The 15,049-nt window shown below is 47.4% G+C and carries 20 protein-coding genes; 1 reads left to right on the top strand and 19 read right to left on the bottom strand.

From position 1 onward, the window contains the following. Positions 1 to 7: 7 nt before the first annotated feature. The 17 genes from traU to traM all read right to left on the bottom strand — a co-directional run bounded on the left by traU (position 8) and on the right by traM (position 12,435). The gene (gene traU / locus SK50_RS22560; protein WP_176602138.1) at positions 8 to 979 is read right to left on the bottom strand and encodes a conjugal transfer pilus assembly protein TraU; all 972 of its coding nucleotides are present in this window, start codon (positions 977 to 979) and stop codon (positions 8 to 10) included. 31 nt (positions 980 to 1,010) lie between these two features. Beyond that, positions 1,011 to 1,640, bottom strand: coding sequence for a type-F conjugative transfer system protein TraW (traW, locus tag SK50_RS22555; RefSeq protein ID WP_001568088.1), 630 nt, complete (start codon positions 1,638 to 1,640; stop codon positions 1,011 to 1,013). After that, positions 1,637 to 2,014 (bottom strand): type-F conjugative transfer system protein TrbI, encoded by a 378-nt coding sequence (trbI, locus tag SK50_RS22550; RefSeq protein WP_001568089.1) that lies wholly within the window; start codon positions 2,012 to 2,014, stop codon positions 1,637 to 1,639. The genes traW and trbI overlap by 4 nt, the downstream gene beginning before the upstream one ends. Beyond that, positions 2,014 to 4,653: a type IV secretion system protein TraC gene (traC, locus tag SK50_RS22545; protein WP_001568090.1), complete on the bottom strand. Its 2,640-nt coding sequence runs from the start codon at positions 4,651 to 4,653 to the stop codon at positions 2,014 to 2,016. Before traC ends, trbI begins: the two co-directional genes overlap by 1 nt. 462 nt (positions 4,654 to 5,115) lie before the next feature. Continuing rightward, a complete protein-coding gene (locus tag SK50_RS23765) occupies positions 5,116 to 5,514 on the bottom strand; it encodes a hypothetical protein (RefSeq protein ID WP_001568092.1) in 399 nt (132 codons plus the stop codon). A gap of 4 nt (positions 5,515 to 5,518) precedes the next feature. Beyond that, on the bottom strand, positions 5,519 to 5,932 hold the full coding sequence (locus SK50_RS24245; RefSeq protein ID WP_001568093.1) for a hypothetical protein: 414 nt from the start codon (positions 5,930 to 5,932) through the stop codon (positions 5,519 to 5,521). 113 nt (positions 5,933 to 6,045) lie between these two features. Further along, positions 6,046 to 6,615: a type IV conjugative transfer system lipoprotein TraV gene (traV, locus tag SK50_RS23580; protein WP_001568094.1), complete on the bottom strand. Its 570-nt coding sequence runs from the start codon at positions 6,613 to 6,615 to the stop codon at positions 6,046 to 6,048. A gap of 18 nt (positions 6,616 to 6,633) precedes the next feature. Then, entirely contained in the window at positions 6,634 to 6,870 is a 237-nt protein-coding gene (locus tag SK50_RS22525; RefSeq protein ID WP_001568098.1) for a hypothetical protein, read from the bottom strand. Continuing rightward, the gene (gene traB, locus SK50_RS22520) at positions 6,863 to 8,275 is read right to left on the bottom strand and encodes an F-type conjugal transfer pilus assembly protein TraB (protein WP_001568100.1); all 1,413 of its coding nucleotides are present in this window, start codon (positions 8,273 to 8,275) and stop codon (positions 6,863 to 6,865) included. The genes SK50_RS22525 and traB overlap by 8 nt, the downstream gene beginning before the upstream one ends. Continuing rightward, positions 8,275 to 9,015 (bottom strand): type-F conjugative transfer system secretin TraK, encoded by a 741-nt coding sequence (traK, locus tag SK50_RS22515; protein ID WP_001568101.1) that lies wholly within the window; start codon positions 9,013 to 9,015, stop codon positions 8,275 to 8,277. The genes traB and traK overlap by 1 nt, the downstream gene beginning before the upstream one ends. Next, entirely contained in the window at positions 9,002 to 9,568 is a 567-nt protein-coding gene (gene traE / locus SK50_RS22510; protein ID WP_001568102.1) for a type IV conjugative transfer system protein TraE, read from the bottom strand. Before traE ends, traK begins: the two co-directional genes overlap by 14 nt. A gap of 18 nt (positions 9,569 to 9,586) precedes the next feature. Further along, a complete protein-coding gene (gene traL, locus SK50_RS22505; RefSeq protein WP_024191986.1) occupies positions 9,587 to 9,892 on the bottom strand; it encodes a type IV conjugative transfer system protein TraL in 306 nt (101 codons plus the stop codon). Positions 9,893 to 9,905: 13 nt separating this feature from the next. Continuing rightward, positions 9,906 to 10,274: a type IV conjugative transfer system pilin TraA gene (gene traA, locus SK50_RS22500; RefSeq protein WP_001568104.1), complete on the bottom strand. Its 369-nt coding sequence runs from the start codon at positions 10,272 to 10,274 to the stop codon at positions 9,906 to 9,908. Between the two features lie 79 nt (positions 10,275 to 10,353). Beyond that, on the bottom strand, positions 10,354 to 10,722 hold the full coding sequence (gene traA, locus SK50_RS22495) for a type IV conjugative transfer system pilin TraA (protein ID WP_001568105.1): 369 nt from the start codon (positions 10,720 to 10,722) through the stop codon (positions 10,354 to 10,356). A gap of 78 nt (positions 10,723 to 10,800) precedes the next feature. Next, positions 10,801 to 10,965 carry a TraY domain-containing protein gene (locus tag SK50_RS23575; RefSeq protein ID WP_071594636.1) on the bottom strand — a complete coding sequence of 55 codons (165 nt, stop codon included), beginning with the start codon at positions 10,963 to 10,965 and terminating at the stop codon, positions 10,801 to 10,803. Between the two features lie 174 nt (positions 10,966 to 11,139). Continuing rightward, positions 11,140 to 11,829, bottom strand: coding sequence for a helix-turn-helix domain-containing protein (locus SK50_RS22490; RefSeq protein WP_001568106.1), 690 nt, complete (start codon positions 11,827 to 11,829; stop codon positions 11,140 to 11,142). A gap of 219 nt (positions 11,830 to 12,048) precedes the next feature. Further along, positions 12,049 to 12,435, bottom strand: coding sequence for a conjugal transfer relaxosome DNA-binding protein TraM (gene traM, locus SK50_RS22485; protein ID WP_001568107.1), 387 nt, complete (start codon positions 12,433 to 12,435; stop codon positions 12,049 to 12,051). A 421-nt stretch (positions 12,436 to 12,856) separates the two neighbouring features. On the opposite strand from traM, the gene SK50_RS22480 reads away from it, so the two are divergent. Further along, positions 12,857 to 13,342 carry a transglycosylase SLT domain-containing protein gene (locus tag SK50_RS22480; protein WP_001568108.1) on the top strand — a complete coding sequence of 162 codons (486 nt, stop codon included), beginning with the start codon at positions 12,857 to 12,859 and terminating at the stop codon, positions 13,340 to 13,342. Positions 13,343 to 13,374: 32 nt separating this feature from the next. Here the strand turns inward: SK50_RS22480 and SK50_RS22475 are convergent, their stop codons facing one another. Further along, positions 13,375 to 13,704 (bottom strand): DUF5983 family protein, encoded by a 330-nt coding sequence (locus tag SK50_RS22475; RefSeq protein ID WP_011977736.1) that lies wholly within the window; start codon positions 13,702 to 13,704, stop codon positions 13,375 to 13,377. Between the two features lie 32 nt (positions 13,705 to 13,736). After that, a complete protein-coding gene (locus SK50_RS22470) occupies positions 13,737 to 14,558 on the bottom strand; it encodes a DUF932 domain-containing protein (protein WP_001568111.1) in 822 nt (273 codons plus the stop codon). Positions 14,559 to 15,049: the final 491 nt, after the last annotated feature.

The raw sequence follows: 15,049 nt of genomic DNA, 5'->3' as shown, positions 1-15,049 counted from the left end.
ACTCCTTTCAGAGGAAAACACAGTTACGTTTGCGCCACATGAGGTAACCAAAATTCTTCCGGGTATTAGGCGGGTTGCGACCGGCCTCCCAGCGCATCACACTGCGCCCGAGGGGATGGCACTGCCCGCTGTCCGGATACATATTCACCATCTGATAGCGCCAGCGCTCTTTAGGGATAATCGGCGACGGATATTCGTAACAGACTGCGGTATCGGCGCCGACCGTTTCCATAATCTGGCCCTGTCGGTGAAGCTTGTAGGCCATACGCTCACTGAGCAGAACCGAGGATTGCAGCGGGCTGGATTCGTTACTGGCCCATCCACTGAAGGGATACATGGAGCCCTGCGAGCCGGCACACCAGAACAACGGGTCAAGTGGTAAGTGGAAAGCACTGGCAATGGCATCGGCCGCACAGGCCCCCTGAGCGATCGGGTTGGCAAACAGTACGGCTTCCGGATTCAGGATCGTGGTCAGACTGCTGTCCACCCAGGTCGGGTCAATCTCAGAGAGATAGGCGATGTCCATATCTCCGCCTTCCAGGCAACCTGCTGATGTGATGATGTTCAGCCAGTACGTCAGTGGGTATTTGTACCAGTGCACGTGATAGAACGCCCCGTTGACCTGTTTGTCGTCCTTTTTGGCCGTCCCCATCCCTGTTTTACCGAGATTGATACTGAATCCCCCCAGATTCACCATGCAGCCAGGTGATCGGCTGACGTCGGTCATGGCCATCGGTTCCCAGTAACCGATAGCCAGACCAATGCGTACAAAGATTGGGGGTGGGGCCGGGCAATACTGTATCGGGCTGCCGGGATTAGGCGTGTCCGGCTGATCTCCTTTCCCCACCTGCACACTCCCCAGCGATAAGGGGAAAATGCAACGCCAGCAGACATCTGTAATGGGATTTACAAATCGTCCTTCACACGACGGGTCGGCAGCGGCATTCATACTGTGGCTCCATAGCAGGCAGGCCACCATGAAAAACAAAATACGTTTCACAGAAACATCCTTATCGCGTGGGTGGAAAGTATTCGATGTTCAGTCGTTCTCCCGAGGGGGCCGGGGTGATCCGCGCGGGTACTGCCGTCAGTCCAAAGCGCTGGCTCAGCACGCCGTTCTGGTCAAAATAAATCCGGCTGTCGAGCGCCGCCGATGTATCCGGGACGCTGCCTTTAACGAGGATAATCTTGCTGATTAACGTCTCAGGTACCTGGCGTTTCATCCAGGCCAACTGGTCCGGATCATCACCGTCAATGAAGTAAAGCGTCTGCATAAAAGGAACGGTTTTAAGCGGATTAAGCACCTGCCCTTTCCGGGCGAACAGCACACCGTTCTGATCCTTCAGGTCTTCAGTTAATTTGATGCTGGGATCAAACCAGCGCTGCTCATATTTATCCGCTTTCTTTATCCCCTCGACGGGAGCCGGGCGCTGGCTGTTGGTCTTCACCCGCTCCTTAAAGGCCTCCATCTCCTGCCCCCATCGCCCGGACTTCTCCAGCGCTTCAAGGCGCTGGGTTATCAGCGATAACATATCCTGTTCCTGTATGGGCCACAGGTCGCCCCATGTACCCAGATCAGCTGCCCGGGTAAGCGGGGAGACAAGACATACAGCAAAGAGCGACCCGCGGATCATTTTCATTCCCTGCCTCCCTGCATCCGCTTCGCAATATCACGCTGAATACTCAGCGTGACGTCAGGCGCCCCATTAACCACGGCAGGAGAAACAAGAATCAGCACATGGTTTTTCTGCTGCCAGTCATCCAGACTTTTTTCCAGCGCATCGTTAAAACGATCCGACAGTGCCTTAGACTGGCTTTCCGTCAGTTGCTTACGGCTGACACTGTCCATGAAGTTATCGAGCGTTTTCTTCATATCAAACGCGACAACACGAGGTGTGCTGTGCGCTATCATGATCCGGGTCACCACGGCATTGGCGGCAAGAATGGCAACCATCAGCCCGCCAGTGATAAGGGCACGTCGGGTAAACAGACGATTTCTGATATTTTTTTCCATCAGGCAGCACTCCTTGTATTATTCATGGCCACCCGGGCCTCCAGGTCTGCCATTTCATCCGGGAAGTTACGGCAGGCCAGTTCGTACACGGCATCGTGAATACTCACCCCGGCGCGTTTTCGTTGTGTGATGTACTCAAAGTCAGCACCACTGGATGAATACATGGCGCGGCTGAGTGGATCGACAAACAACCGGTGCCACGATGAATGCGCCTCCACCGACAGCATGAAGGAGGAGAACCACTGGTCTTTAGCCGAACCAAAACGGTTAATCATGTCGCGCTGCAGCTGCGTGAACTGGTCGGGGTAAAGCTGGTTGTACTTGGCAAACTCTTTGGCAGACTGTTTAAGGATGATTTTGTATGAGGAGTTCCCCCAGGCGGCACGTGCAGCACTGGAAGCCGTATCTGAGTCAAAATCGACAATGTTCTGTGTAATAGTGATATACGAACCCAGGTGACGGCGTGCGGTACGGTAGCCCTTCTCGATAAAGGTGCCGACCTTCTCATTTTTGAAGTCCAGCAGGCGCCAGCCTTCGTCAATGACGTTCAGTTTTTTCAGGTTACGGGGTGTCTGGTACATGCGGTTCTCGATATAAATAATCAACGAGAACATCACAGCAACCAGCAGAGATGGCCGGGACTCCAGCCCCCCCAGCTCCAGCACAACCATACGGGCATCATCATTGAGTGACGGTTCATCAGAGTTGAAGTAGCTGCCGTAAATCCCGTTCACCGTGTACTGGTCGAGCAGAATAATCATTTCGTCCAGACGGCTGCGGATCGTCGGTGAGTCTGCATAGGTTTCGCTGTCTTTGGCTTCCTGCAGGAAATCCACCACATCGTCAATTCGGGCTTTGTTATGCTTGGTCAGCCAGGCCGCTTTGACCGCCTGAAGCAGCAGGCCTTCATGGACTTCATCAAGATTCCCATTGGGACTGGCCATGACGGAAAGCTGGTCACGGATACGCTCTGCAGATGCATCGAAGTTATTGTCATCGAGCACGTTCGCAAACGGGTTAAATTTCAGCGTATCGCCATCGAGATACACACCCCCCATGTTTTCGCACAGTGATTTGTAACCATCCCCCATATCGAATACCCAGGAATAACCACCGGCATCAATGACGCTACGGATAAGCGGCTGTATCAGGCCTGTTTTCCCCGCACCGGAAGTACCGCATACCGCCATGTTAAAGTTGGTGTTATTCATGCCGGTGTAGAAGAGATCGATAAAAGCCAGCTGGTTACGATATGTAGGCGCCAGCAGACCGGAAGGAGCCAGTGGACTGTCGGCCACCACCGGCATCAGGTTTGCCACATTAAAGCTTTCAGCACGGCGAACTACCCCCGCCGCCTGCAGTTCCTTAAATATCCCCTCTCCCGCCTTAAAAGGCAGAATCGACAGGAAATTACGCATCTGCTGATAGCGAGCGGCGATGAGTTCAAAGCCCCCCTTACGGAAACTGTTCAGTATTTCCTGTTCAGTGGCCAGTGCCGCTTCCGGATCGTCTTCGGTATACGCCGTAACGTTGAAAAAATAGGACACCAGTGAAGAGGAATTGGAAGACAGTCGCTGGCGAATATCCCCCCACTCCTTAACTTCTTTCTCAACTGAGGGGAAATACTTCGCGTATGACGTTTTGCTCTTTTTCTCCAGGTCGAGAAACTTCAGGTTCGCTTCGTTCTGTGATTTAACCTGGTCTTCCACCATCAGGGTAAGCGTAATGACAAAGGGACAGGAAATAGACAATTCCGGGTTCAGCAGGTTGGCGTAGTTGTCTGCACTGGTCCACAAAAACGCAATTTCCGGGTCGCGTGCAAGATGATAGTTGAGCACCCGGGTATGACGTTCCACCCCATTTTTGTCCAGCAGGCCAATGTTGAGATGATTCGCCATCACTTCCATATCAAAGCTGTCATCAACACACTGGTAATTCAGCTCCTGGTAAGGATCCAGCTTTTTAGGCCTCCGGTACATCTCACCTGGATTTGGATTAATCAGTTCACTGACCATTTCCACAAGGCCCTTCTCATCCAGTGCCTTAGTCGGTATTTGCGCGCCAAGCAGTGAGGCCCGGATTATCTTGACCTGGTTCTGAAGCTCGATGATTTGCGCATTCGAATTTTTCTTACGCGGCATGCTGCAGGAGATAAATACACGGTAGTTTCTGAGCGTCAGCGGTAAATCCATTCCCGGTGGCAGCGCAAAATGCTTCTCTGCTGCACGCACATAATAGGCTCGCGTAATGGCGTTAAACTTTTCTGCCTGAGGACCACTCCAGCTGAACTCACGGAGGCCATATTCGATATCATCGCCAACCAGCTTGCTGGAAACCAGATTAATGGTGACCGGAACATTACGCGGTAATTTCGTTCTCAGCAGGTTCTCAAGCGAACCTACAATATGTTCATTGGCGCCTGGTAGAGGCCTGGCTTCCAGAATAAAACCGACTGTCTTCTGGTTAATAAACAACCCTGTTTCACTGTCGTAATCCTTATATGGCAGAACGCGACTGAATTGAGGGAAATCCATACTGGCCAGAACATCATTTGCTTTTGCAGATTCATCAGGTAGCTTCAGCGCTGTGAGTAATGTATTAACTGCTTTGGCTACCGACTCAATAGGGTTCAGACTCACAGGTTAACTCCTTCTTGAGGAACAAAAATAGATTTTCATATTTTTTTGAGGGGGAAAGTCAAGATGCTCGATATTTATCTTTCCCGATAATAAAATAAAGTAAACGGCATAAAGAAAAGAATTATTCTTGCCGCCATCAACTGTGCAAATATCACCTCACCCATAACAATCTTTCCGTTCCAGAGTGATACCAGAAGCGTGATAATGAGCAATGCACTATGAATAATCAGTGTTGATAAGATACCGAGACGAAGAACCTCATAATAACTCGTTACCGACACACACAAGAAATAATACACACCAAGGCTACATATAATAAAAACCAGCTCACGACGCAAAGTGGTATGAAACTCCTCTGTACTTTGATCTGGAGATTTAGTTAGCAGATACCTCAAAGTGAGATAAACAGACCAGTACATTAGAGGATAAATTAGAAAGCCGTATCTTTTCAGGAAAGTCATTTTATTCCCCACCTTTTTTCTTTTGTAATAACTGCCACTGTTCAGTGTAGGCCTCATAGGCATACACCGGAACATTAACAATAACTCCCTCACACCTTAATTTGTTGACGGCGTCATTCAAAAAACCGGTCTGCACATTGGCTTCAATAAGTGAGCACTCTGTTTTCCAGTGCCGGCCAGCATCGATCTCGCTGGCACTATAGGTTAACCTCACCATAACGAAACAGATTGCAATGCCAATAATCGCAGTGAACGCGCCTGTCAGAAAAAGCTTGCCCCTGAATTGATAATGTTCGGGAAGAATAAGTGCTAAGAACACCCCGATGATCCCTGCAATTAACATCACCAGATCAATGACTAAAATCCACCACACATCCATACCGTTTATGTAAGCATGCATACCGTTACTCCTTTTTATCAGAAAGGCTGTGAATGCCATTATCCCTGTATTTCACATCCATATACCGTGTTACGCTATCCGGACAAGACCAGGCATCTTTTGCACTGGTAAATGGTGTTTCTGGCTGCGCGTTAAATGCCGATACTTTGCAGTGTTGTAATGTATATTCAGTATTTTGCTTATTGATTAATATTGCTTTGTACTTACTTTCTGGTTGGAGCAATGAAAGAGTTCCAAATGAAACCACCATAATAATGATTAACGACAGGAAGCGCTTCGTTCTGTTTTTAATCCGTAATACGCTTGACATCAACAGTGCTGGAATCACCCCAAAAAGGGCAATGCTCAGAATGACATACGATGAATCTTCTTTCATCAGTAAATACAGATACTTTATAAAATCAATATTTAACACCATAAACTGAAATCCCTGACATCACAAACACGCTACCGCCCATCCCTTTCAACGCAGAGGGCACTCGTTTTAATCCAGCAGTAGCATTCCAGCAGCGCCAGTCATGGCGCTGATAATTAATTAAGACGAGGTTGTCCCCAGGTTGATGGGGTCACCACAAATAACACTGTCGTTGGTTGATGATATACATCATCGGAATCCACATAGGGAGCGATCCATAATGATGTTGTCTGCTCACCTTTTCTTAATGGTCTCGGATACTGGCCCGGTACAGTTTGAGGTGATGTAAATGTTGATACTGTCACCGGACGCATAACCTGGGGTGTAACGGGTTGTATATACCCAGGCTTATTTACCGACCCCCTGACATTTAATAATGACGGGGTACTTTTATTTACTACTACAGCCGCTGGGGCTTTCGCCTGTACTAAATCAGGTTGTGGCGGCAACGGGTATGAATTTACTGACGTCGTTCTGAAATTACCGTCAGCCAGTCGAGGCAACCCGGCCGCAACCGGCTTTGCCTCACTGCGTTCCTCTTTCGCCTTAGCTTTTTCATTGGCCTGTTCCATCGTCATACAGGTATCCGATGTTGTTGCGTTACATTGAAAATCAGTCTCCGTTCCTGCGCATCCGGTTAAAAGCAATGCGCTGCCCAGAGGAATTAACAGAATTAATTCCTTCATAATATTCTCCGCCTGTTATTAGCTCTTTTTCAGGTTCATCCTGAATAGGGTGTTAGCTTTAATTTCCTGAGTAAATCTGTCTCTCTCTTCCGAACTCATGGCACCATAAACTTTCTCCAGTTGGTTTGTATCTGACAAGGCAAATACCATTTTCGACATAATGGTTGTTTTGCCGGCCCCCGTATCTCCGACAGGAACGGTATGACCAGACGTTTCCGGGAGCGGATTACTTTTCTCCATTTTCTGCCTAGCCATTGTTGTTCCCCTCTGACATGGCACCAGGTGAAAACTGGTGGGGATCTAATTTCCCGAGTTGTTTCAGCATCTGGTCAGTACTGAAGCCGTTCAGGGATGCACCTGCCTGCTGAGGTTGTTGCGGCTGCTGTTCCTGATTTTGTTCCTGCTGCTTACCGTTTTTCTCTGCATCCAGTTCTTCAATCGTTTTCAACTGGAATCCATCCTGGAACACAACGGTCACCTCATTACCGGCACCAATTGGAATGACAGGGTGATACTGTTCTGCACGTTTGATGTAATACTCACTCAGTGTCTGCGCTGCTTTAGATGCACCTCCTCCAACGCCCATTTTGAGCACATCACCGGCTCCAACGGATGCCGTCGCACCAATTCCAACAGAAGGTTGTGCCGCACGTTCCATCCCTTGACCAATACCATCAACAAAACCAGCTCCCCACGCCCAGCCGAGGATTTTTCCGTTACGCATCACGACTTCACCTTTCACACCGTTTTTCCCCATAAAGGAAACGTGGCCTGAAATTGGCTGATCGATAGTCTTATCACCTTTGATGCAGCTGATATTTCGGGTACGGACAATCGCGCGCTCACTTGAAACGTCACCATATGCTTCGAGGCCAACAAAACAGCCAGTCAGGTCATAAGTTTTGCTGTTAGGCATTTCCACACGGCCGACCAGACGGACCTGCATCGGAACCGTAGATTCATTACCGGTGACAGAGGCATTCGCATCCGCACCTTCAATCAGAATGCTTTTCGCAAAACTACCTGAAGGAATGTACGGCAGTGTTTTTGCCTTCTTACCTTTGTCATAACTGAATGTACGTCGTTGGATCTGGTTAGGGGCCGGTACAGGTTGATAACTGACCTGTGGCGCCGGTGTAGTCCCGTTACCCGGATAGAATGACGTGGGTGGTGGAACAGCACCTGCAGGTTGCGGCGGGAAATTCGCCGGTTGCGGCTCACCCTCCGGTCCCGGTGCAGGGATCGGTGGTTTCGGAACAGGCTCACCACTGGTCGTGGTCGGCTTCACACCCAGCTTGTTTAACTGGTCCTGCATTGCCTGGTTTTCCGTAGTGAGTTGCTCAATACGCTTCTGATCTTCACCGCGACCTTTATTCAACAGGTTCACTTCGTTCTGAAGTGCATCAAAACGCTTTGTCAGATCAGCTGCTGTCGCCTGCATTTCAGTTGTCGCATGTTGCTGAACTTTGGTATCGAAACGACTGTCCACTACCCCCGTCATGTCCGGCGCGGGTTCGTTCTGCGTCTGGGCGGCATCATCGGAACCAACCTCGAGATCAGAGAGATACATACCGCCACCGATAATGGCGACAGCAGATACGGCGATGACACCCAGCCACATAAACTGTTTGTTCTTGACCAGCTTATTAATGTTGGCCATCAGCGATCTCCCTCTGCTGTGGTGACCCAGACCTGCAGGCGTCCGCCACTCAACAGGGGACCCGCTGTCCCGCTGATCATGATGGCGCGCGTACCTGGCTGCCAGAAATCACTTTCTTTGACCATACGTGGAGAAAGCGACACGTTATCCACGGCATAACGAACCACTTTCAGGTGATGCCCTGTCCACACTTTTTCTGCCTTTGCACTCAGCCCTGCTGGAACGGTTAAGGTTTCCGACGTGACAGGAACGGGCTGGTACCCTTCAGGCATTCCACCCTGACGAACGGCACGATTTAGTGATACCAGGAGGCTTTCATACGGTGAAGACTCTTCCCAGGACTTCGCCGGGCCGGGAGTACCGGCCAGTTCGGAGACCAGCTGAATAGTCCGGCCTGCCCCCGCGCGCGGAACGGCACGAATTGAGAAATTCAGTCCGCGTTCTGTCTCAACAATGAAAGTGAATGGTTTTTTACTGACGGTTGCCAGGATGGCTCCGCCACTGTCTGTCTGCTCCTGGTTCGTCAGACCGCCATCCAGACTGTTAATGGCGGTGATGCGATCGCCCGGAACCATAAACAGATTAGGATCCGTGTTGCTGACCGCGATGTTTGCCTGACCACCATTTGTCAGTGGTACCACTGTGGGTGCAAGCGTTCCGCTTACCGTGGCAGACATTGCCGGTGTCATCAGACAAAGGCTCAGACAGGCGGATACACACAGGGGTTTAACGATTTTCATCAGTCACCTCTCCAAAACGTGTCAGCCAGCTGATCCCATCTAAACGGTTAAACTGAATAACATAATGTTTAATTTCTGAATAAGGCCTGGAATCCCCAATCCAGGTCTTCAGCTCCCCTCGAATTTCAACACGGTTTTCTACCGGGTAGGCACGGACAAACGTCCAGTAAAAACTGGAATTAACGTTATTGTCCTTAATCCGTTTTGCATCCTCAGCAAGCTGAATTTTCAGGTTGTTCTGCGATGCCGGATACACATACTTCAGCAGCTGTTCGTGTTGAGCATCCACGGTTTCAGGGGTGACATTCAGGCGCAATGAAACAAAACTCAGGCCCATCTGTTCCAGATAGGATGCATCAGACTGGTTCTGTGATACCGCGAAAGGGGCGTTATATAACATGGGCGTCACCGCAACCTTTTGCTCATTTTGCAGGCGGTAGTTATTGATGCCCTGAATAACATTGGTGGCCAGGCTCAGTACTGTGACGGTACCGAGACAGATAAACCCCAGACCAATGACACGGGTGGTACTGAGACGAGCGCCGTGTTCCATGTTAGTTACTCCGTACTATTATTTAATCCACTGCCGGAAACAGGAGTCCGGGACATCATGGAAAATCCCTTTAAGAAGGGACGTAGGCAGATACCAGTAAATCAAATCGCGTAACCAGGCACTGCCCCGCCCTTTTTTCAGTTTTTTGATGCCCAGGAAAACCAGAATTGCCGCTACCAGACCGAACAAAAACTTACTGGTCCAGAAACCCCAGCCGAGACAGATTACGGCCGGGATTAGTTCATCGAGATACAGACCGAACCAACGGGACTGGTTCGTCAATGTTTCCGGGAAACGGTACTTTTTGAGTTCGTCCCCGGTCATCATTCACGCCCTCTTAGTAACCAGCGACCGACATTCCGACGGTGACAAAAACCGACAGAATGGCGAAGCCAGCCAGGAACTTAACGTTTTTGGTCATCATGTACATGATGCCGCCAACGATAACTTCCGCCAGGATCACCCACTTGACGACACTTGACCCTTTACCAAATGTGGCTTTAACCGTACCGTCACCTGACTTCATCAGATCGGTACCGGTGGTGGTGGCCATCGCTACTTCAGGGAAAGCTGCCGCAAGAACAGCAACAGGGAGAACGGCTTTTGCCGCCTTCAGCATTTTGGCCTTGCTGAAGAGACGGGTACGCAGAGAAGGCTTAACACCCTTACTCATTTCAGCACTCTGAATGGATAATGCTGTAGTCATGTAAAAATCCTTCTTTAATAACGAGTGGTATTACATCTGCCGGAGAACGACAGACAGGGGAAAATCTGCCGCAGGAAAATTAATATCCAGCAACAGACATGCCGACGGTAACGAATACCGACAGGATGGCAAAACCGGCCAGGAACTTAACGTTTTTGGTCATCATGTACATGATGCCGCCGACAATAACCTCAGCCAGAATCACCCATTTCACGACACTGGAACCTGAACCAAAAGTTGCTTTTACAGTGCCATCACCGGTCTTCATTAAATCCGTACCGGTAGTAGTGGCCAGTGCTGCTTGTGGGAATACAGCAGCCAGAACGGCAAGCGGCAAAATTCCTTTAGCAGCTTTCAGCACATTCTTTTTATTAAAGATGCGCGAAAGAACAGACTTTTTGTTTTCAACAGCTACAGAGCTACCCTGCACAGTTAATACAGTATTCATGTTTATACCCAATGAATAAAATGGATTTAAATATCAGACATAACCTGTTTAGAACAGTCCATTGATTTTAAGAAAGTTTTATTGTGCTTTTTTTCCCTCCACAGTTTCAGAATTATAGAAGTCTGGAAACCTCTCTAAATGGTCTCTAAGACGCATGTAAGCTTCTGCAGTCTTACTTCTTGAACTTCTGTCTTTTGCTTTTATTAAAAGACGATTTGTATCTTCATCAAGACGAAGAAGCACATGAAGCCCTGGTGCTGGTCTTGAGTTACTCCTAACCGCTCTTGCCAATCATGCCTCCCATAGAAATATTAATATCACATAATAAATCTTTACATTACGAACGACTAAAGTAAACAAATAATCCAGGGAATGTGAGTAAATTATTTTTACATTCCCTTACCGGAAATGTCCCTATCACTTTAACAAATCATTAACACAAGGCTTTAATATATCCATGATATTCATTGCCAGCCTGTAATAACTTACAGAATAAAATAACGAGAGTATAAGGTTATCCCTGCTATCGAAAGCAAATTCTTTATTAAAATCACTCACAACATTTCTTGATGTTTTTTCTGATACGCCAGTGATAGCAGAAATTTTTGAATGTGTTAAACCTATGGCATACAAATTGAGTATTTTCCATTTATCATCCTTTCTTGAAGACAAACTAGAGATATACTTTTCAATTTTTCTCCCCACGTCAGCAAAAGGGTTAGAAATAAATCCAACATCGTAGGTTTCCCTGACAAAGACCCATTTACTGTAGAACTCATTATTAACTGATAGGCTTTCTATAAAAACATCCCATACGTAGCCATCGATGCGAACATCTCTAACAATGCAAGCAGAACGTTCTGATAAAACATTAATCTCTGACTTTACCAACTCCATACCTGTTTCAAGTGGAAGAGAGGAAAACCATGAGTCAACATCGGTACGTGTTAAGAAAACCTTGTCAAAAAGTGGGCTGGTGTGAATTAACTCACCACGGGCATTACGAATAAATGACAGGGAAGATGAAATGTTAAGCATCTCACCTAAAGAATGAATGGAATCCGTTTGACTGACAAACGTATTTTGACTACGATCCTTCGCACACATAGGCGCCTCCACTAAAGGACACTATGGATAGTTGGCGTCTGGGGGGGCAAACCCCAGGCGCTAACGCTTCAACAAATTTTAATCACTGCACTAATTCCATTTTATAACTCCTGACTCTCCGTGTCACTTCCAGCACCTAGATCATTATTCTTTTTTATTAACTTTAGACAGGCACAAATACTAAAGTTAATTAGTCTCTATACAGAGACTGGAACAATCTTATTCCTCCTCATCCTGTGATGGGAAAAATCTTTCCACAACCTCTCTGGCATCGTCTCGTATATTCATAACCATTGATTTGAAATCAAAACGATCATCGCCATTTATATGTGGGCTAAGAGAGTCCATCGCCAGTACTTTCGAAATAGTAAACTGAGTTTTCATAACATTCTCAAGCAATACTTTATTGAACTCCTTCTGATTAAATCCGGACTCCTTCCGTTCCATCTGGGCTTCATAAACCCTAAGACCAAGTTCAAGGAGCATTGTGGCCACACTGGAAAAACTAATATCTTTTTCCTTCGCACCCTCAGCTCTTCTCTTTTCAACTATGGCATTGATTTTATCGACTACCTCATCACTGGGATATGCCTGAACCCTAGCCATATGAACTCCTTTCTTAATATGGTGACAAGAACAATATTCGCCACAACGATATCGTGATCATTCAATTAAAACAACTCTAAACTTAAGTCTAGAGTTCAAGCAACTTGCAATACAACTCACTCAACAACTTAAGTCCCGACTTAAGTCTGGTTAACCCACTGATTTTTAATAGACGAGTTGTAGGCGAGTTTTATATGACTCATACAAAACTCACCGAAAAGTCTTTGACGACTTGCATATATATAACAATATATAACACAGCATAATATAACTAACCATAAGCAACTGAAACCAAAGAACAATCTGCAAAATTTTAATTTTGCGTGGGGTGTGGTGATTTTGTGGTGAGGAGTGCATATATGTTGAGTCTCGGTCTTGGATGGGTTAAGGTTATTCCGGGATTTGGCACGGAGGGGAATTCATGAAGGGAGTAGCGTTTGGTATCATCCTGTCTTTAATACCATTGTCATCAATGGCAGCAGACTGCTTTGATATGGCTGGCAGGGATTACAAAATTGATCCGGATCTCCTGCGTGCTATATCATGGCAAGAATCACGATTTAAAATTGATGCGATTGGGCGTAATCCTGTTACGGGTTATGGATCAGGCTTGATGCAAATTGACTCGCAGCATTTCAACGAACTGTCGCGATATGGAATAAAACCGGATCATCTTCTTAGCGATGCTTGTCTTAACATCTACACCGGAGCCTATTATCTGGCTCAGGCGTTTAAAAAGTGGGGCGTTTCGTGGGATGCAGTCGGGGCATACAATGCAGGCTTCAAAAAGACCCCGCGCCAGGCAGCAAGACGTTACGAGTATGCGAAGAAGATCCATTACTACTACACGGCTATCAAAGCAAGCAAACGAACTTCTTCTAAAGATCAGAAAATCGCCATGAACTAAAAAACCTTCTGATATAAGAAGGCTTGAATTTCTTAAAAATCTACGGCATCTATACCTGGATAATAATCGGCATCACTATCAAAATGAAAAAGCAGATACCCGCCCTCCCGGTGCATTAGTATGAGATTTTTGCGTAAAAATTTTGACACCCCACCTCTTTTTAGCGCCAGAAGATGGCGTTTGAAATCATACATCCTTATAACACAACCATAAGGTGTATCATGTATCCACTCTAAGTAACTATCGCAAGTTAGATAATTGGTTGTTGATGAAAGCACCTGAAGAACTCTGATATCACCTTCTTCCATATGTGAAATACTGATACAGACAGCTTTAAATTCAAACATAAGTATTCCCACCATCAAAACGCCGGACAGCTGCCCGGCGCTTATAATTAGCCTTTAAGAGTGCGGAATTTCTCCGCAATTAACCACAATGCCTTATTGAGTTTAACATCACCATCGATTGCTTTTACTGGCCGGGTTGTTGTTCTTTTCCCTTTTTCAGTTCGGCCAGGCAAACCGCCTTTAATCAGATTTTCCTGGACCCTTTGATATGTAGTCCAGATGTCATCTTTTTTATCTTCATAACGGCGCGGATGAATTATCTGTTCAATACTGACCGGAGATTTATTTTCATCTTCATATCGGTAGGTTAATGCAGCTTGTCCAAACAGACGCTGTTCTTCCCTGGTTAATGTAATAGACTTCATGACATCAACGCCTTCAGTTATTTTATCGAAAATTCCCAGAACTTCGTAAGCACCTTCGATAACCCTTCCAACAATATCACCTTTATGAGGTACACGAATCTCACCAAACGACGTACCGCACACAAGGCCATTTGTGCATACAAAACGGAACATACCCGGGATCATTTGATAACTGGACGATCCATCATGCGAGTTAAGAAGAATGATTTCGGGTACTTCTGTTCCTTTATTGGCCCCTTCACGGCGAAGTCTTACCATATGCTTAGTATGCCCCCGTTTATCCTCATCCCTTACTCGTGACTGACAGGCAAAAAATGGCTGGAAACCTTCTTCACGTAATTTATCCAGCAGTGTAATAGTTGGAATATAGGTATAGCGATCACTACGTGAATTATGCTTTTCTTCTGAAAACACAGAAGGTACAACCTTGACTAATTCATCGTTAGTCAGTGGGCGTTCCTGACGAATGGATTGAGTAAGTCCAAATCGGGATGCTAAACGCATATTATTCTCCTTCACCTGTTTAATTTTTTAACCATCACCCGTTGAGTTGCCGGGGCCGCGGTTTTGACTTTGTCCGGGGACCTGCTGAACCTGCCCCTGGATATAACCTTCACCCGTTTGAGAGCCGTTCACCGCGAGGGCGTAAACGAGCACGGCCCGGTGCAGATGTCCGGGGGTGAGCGGGAAATTTTTTTCGGCCTAATGAAGCGGCAGCGGAATGGCCGGGAAAAATTTATTGCGAAAGGCCCTGCCGTCCCCTGGACAGCAAGACGGGTTGTGCTTGTCTCAGCCCCGGCGAATGGACTCAAACGGGTGATACGGGTACCAGGGGAAAGGAGCAGGCACCCGCCGCAACGACGGAGCGCGCGGGCGCGAAACGGCGTTGCCCCGCAGAGTGCCGGCAGTCCTTCGCCGGCACGGTGAAAGCGGCGCGACCGGGACGGTCGCAGCAAGCGCTGCCGTTGACCCTGACGTCAGACATCAGACACTAG

The sequence above is a fragment of the Enterobacter sp. BWH64 genome, assembly GCF_001037645.1.
In the GTDB taxonomy this organism is placed as follows: Bacteria; Pseudomonadota; Gammaproteobacteria; order Enterobacterales; family Enterobacteriaceae; genus Enterobacter; species Enterobacter hormaechei_C.
The sequence above is the reverse complement of the archived record's forward strand: the minus strand, read 5'-3'. Positions and strand labels throughout refer to the sequence as shown.

What these genes read in the sequence shown, in the direction of transcription:
- traU (WP_176602138.1), bottom strand. Translation starts at nt 979, where the DNA reads ATGGTGGCCTGCCTGCTATGGAGCCACAGTATGAATGCCGCTGCCGAC.
- traW (WP_001568088.1), bottom strand. Translation starts at nt 1,640, where the DNA reads ATGAAAATGATCCGCGGGTCGCTCTTTGCTGTATGTCTTGTCTCCCCG.
- trbI (WP_001568089.1), bottom strand. Translation starts at nt 2,014, where the DNA reads ATGGAAAAAAATATCAGAAATCGTCTGTTTACCCGACGTGCCCTTATC.
- SK50_RS23765 (WP_001568092.1), bottom strand. Translation starts at nt 5,514, where the DNA reads ATGCATGCTTACATAAACGGTATGGATGTGTGGTGGATTTTAGTCATT.
- SK50_RS24245 (WP_001568093.1), bottom strand. Translation starts at nt 5,932, where the DNA reads ATGGTGTTAAATATTGATTTTATAAAGTATCTGTATTTACTGATGAAA.
- traV (WP_001568094.1), bottom strand. Translation starts at nt 6,615, where the DNA reads ATGAAGGAATTAATTCTGTTAATTCCTCTGGGCAGCGCATTGCTTTTA.
- SK50_RS22525 (WP_001568098.1), bottom strand. Translation starts at nt 6,870, where the DNA reads ATGGCTAGGCAGAAAATGGAGAAAAGTAATCCGCTCCCGGAAACGTCT.
- traB (WP_001568100.1), bottom strand. Translation starts at nt 8,275, where the DNA reads ATGGCCAACATTAATAAGCTGGTCAAGAACAAACAGTTTATGTGGCTG.
- traK (WP_001568101.1), bottom strand. Translation starts at nt 9,015, where the DNA reads ATGAAAATCGTTAAACCCCTGTGTGTATCCGCCTGTCTGAGCCTTTGT.
- traE (WP_001568102.1), bottom strand. Translation starts at nt 9,568, where the DNA reads ATGGAACACGGCGCTCGTCTCAGTACCACCCGTGTCATTGGTCTGGGG.
- traL (WP_024191986.1), bottom strand. Translation starts at nt 9,892, where the DNA reads ATGACCGGGGACGAACTCAAAAAGTACCGTTTCCCGGAAACATTGACG.
- traA (WP_001568104.1), bottom strand. Translation starts at nt 10,274, where the DNA reads ATGACTACAGCATTATCCATTCAGAGTGCTGAAATGAGTAAGGGTGTT.
- traA (WP_001568105.1), bottom strand. Translation starts at nt 10,722, where the DNA reads ATGAATACTGTATTAACTGTGCAGGGTAGCTCTGTAGCTGTTGAAAAC.
- SK50_RS22490 (WP_001568106.1), bottom strand. Translation starts at nt 11,829, where the DNA reads ATGTGTGCGAAGGATCGTAGTCAAAATACGTTTGTCAGTCAAACGGAT.
- traM (WP_001568107.1), bottom strand. Translation starts at nt 12,435, where the DNA reads ATGGCTAGGGTTCAGGCATATCCCAGTGATGAGGTAGTCGATAAAATC.
- SK50_RS22480 (WP_001568108.1), top strand. Translation starts at nt 12,857, where the DNA reads ATGAAGGGAGTAGCGTTTGGTATCATCCTGTCTTTAATACCATTGTCA.
- SK50_RS22475 (WP_011977736.1), bottom strand. Translation starts at nt 13,704, where the DNA reads ATGGTGGGAATACTTATGTTTGAATTTAAAGCTGTCTGTATCAGTATT.
- SK50_RS22470 (WP_001568111.1), bottom strand. Translation starts at nt 14,558, where the DNA reads ATGCGTTTAGCATCCCGATTTGGACTTACTCAATCCATTCGTCAGGAA.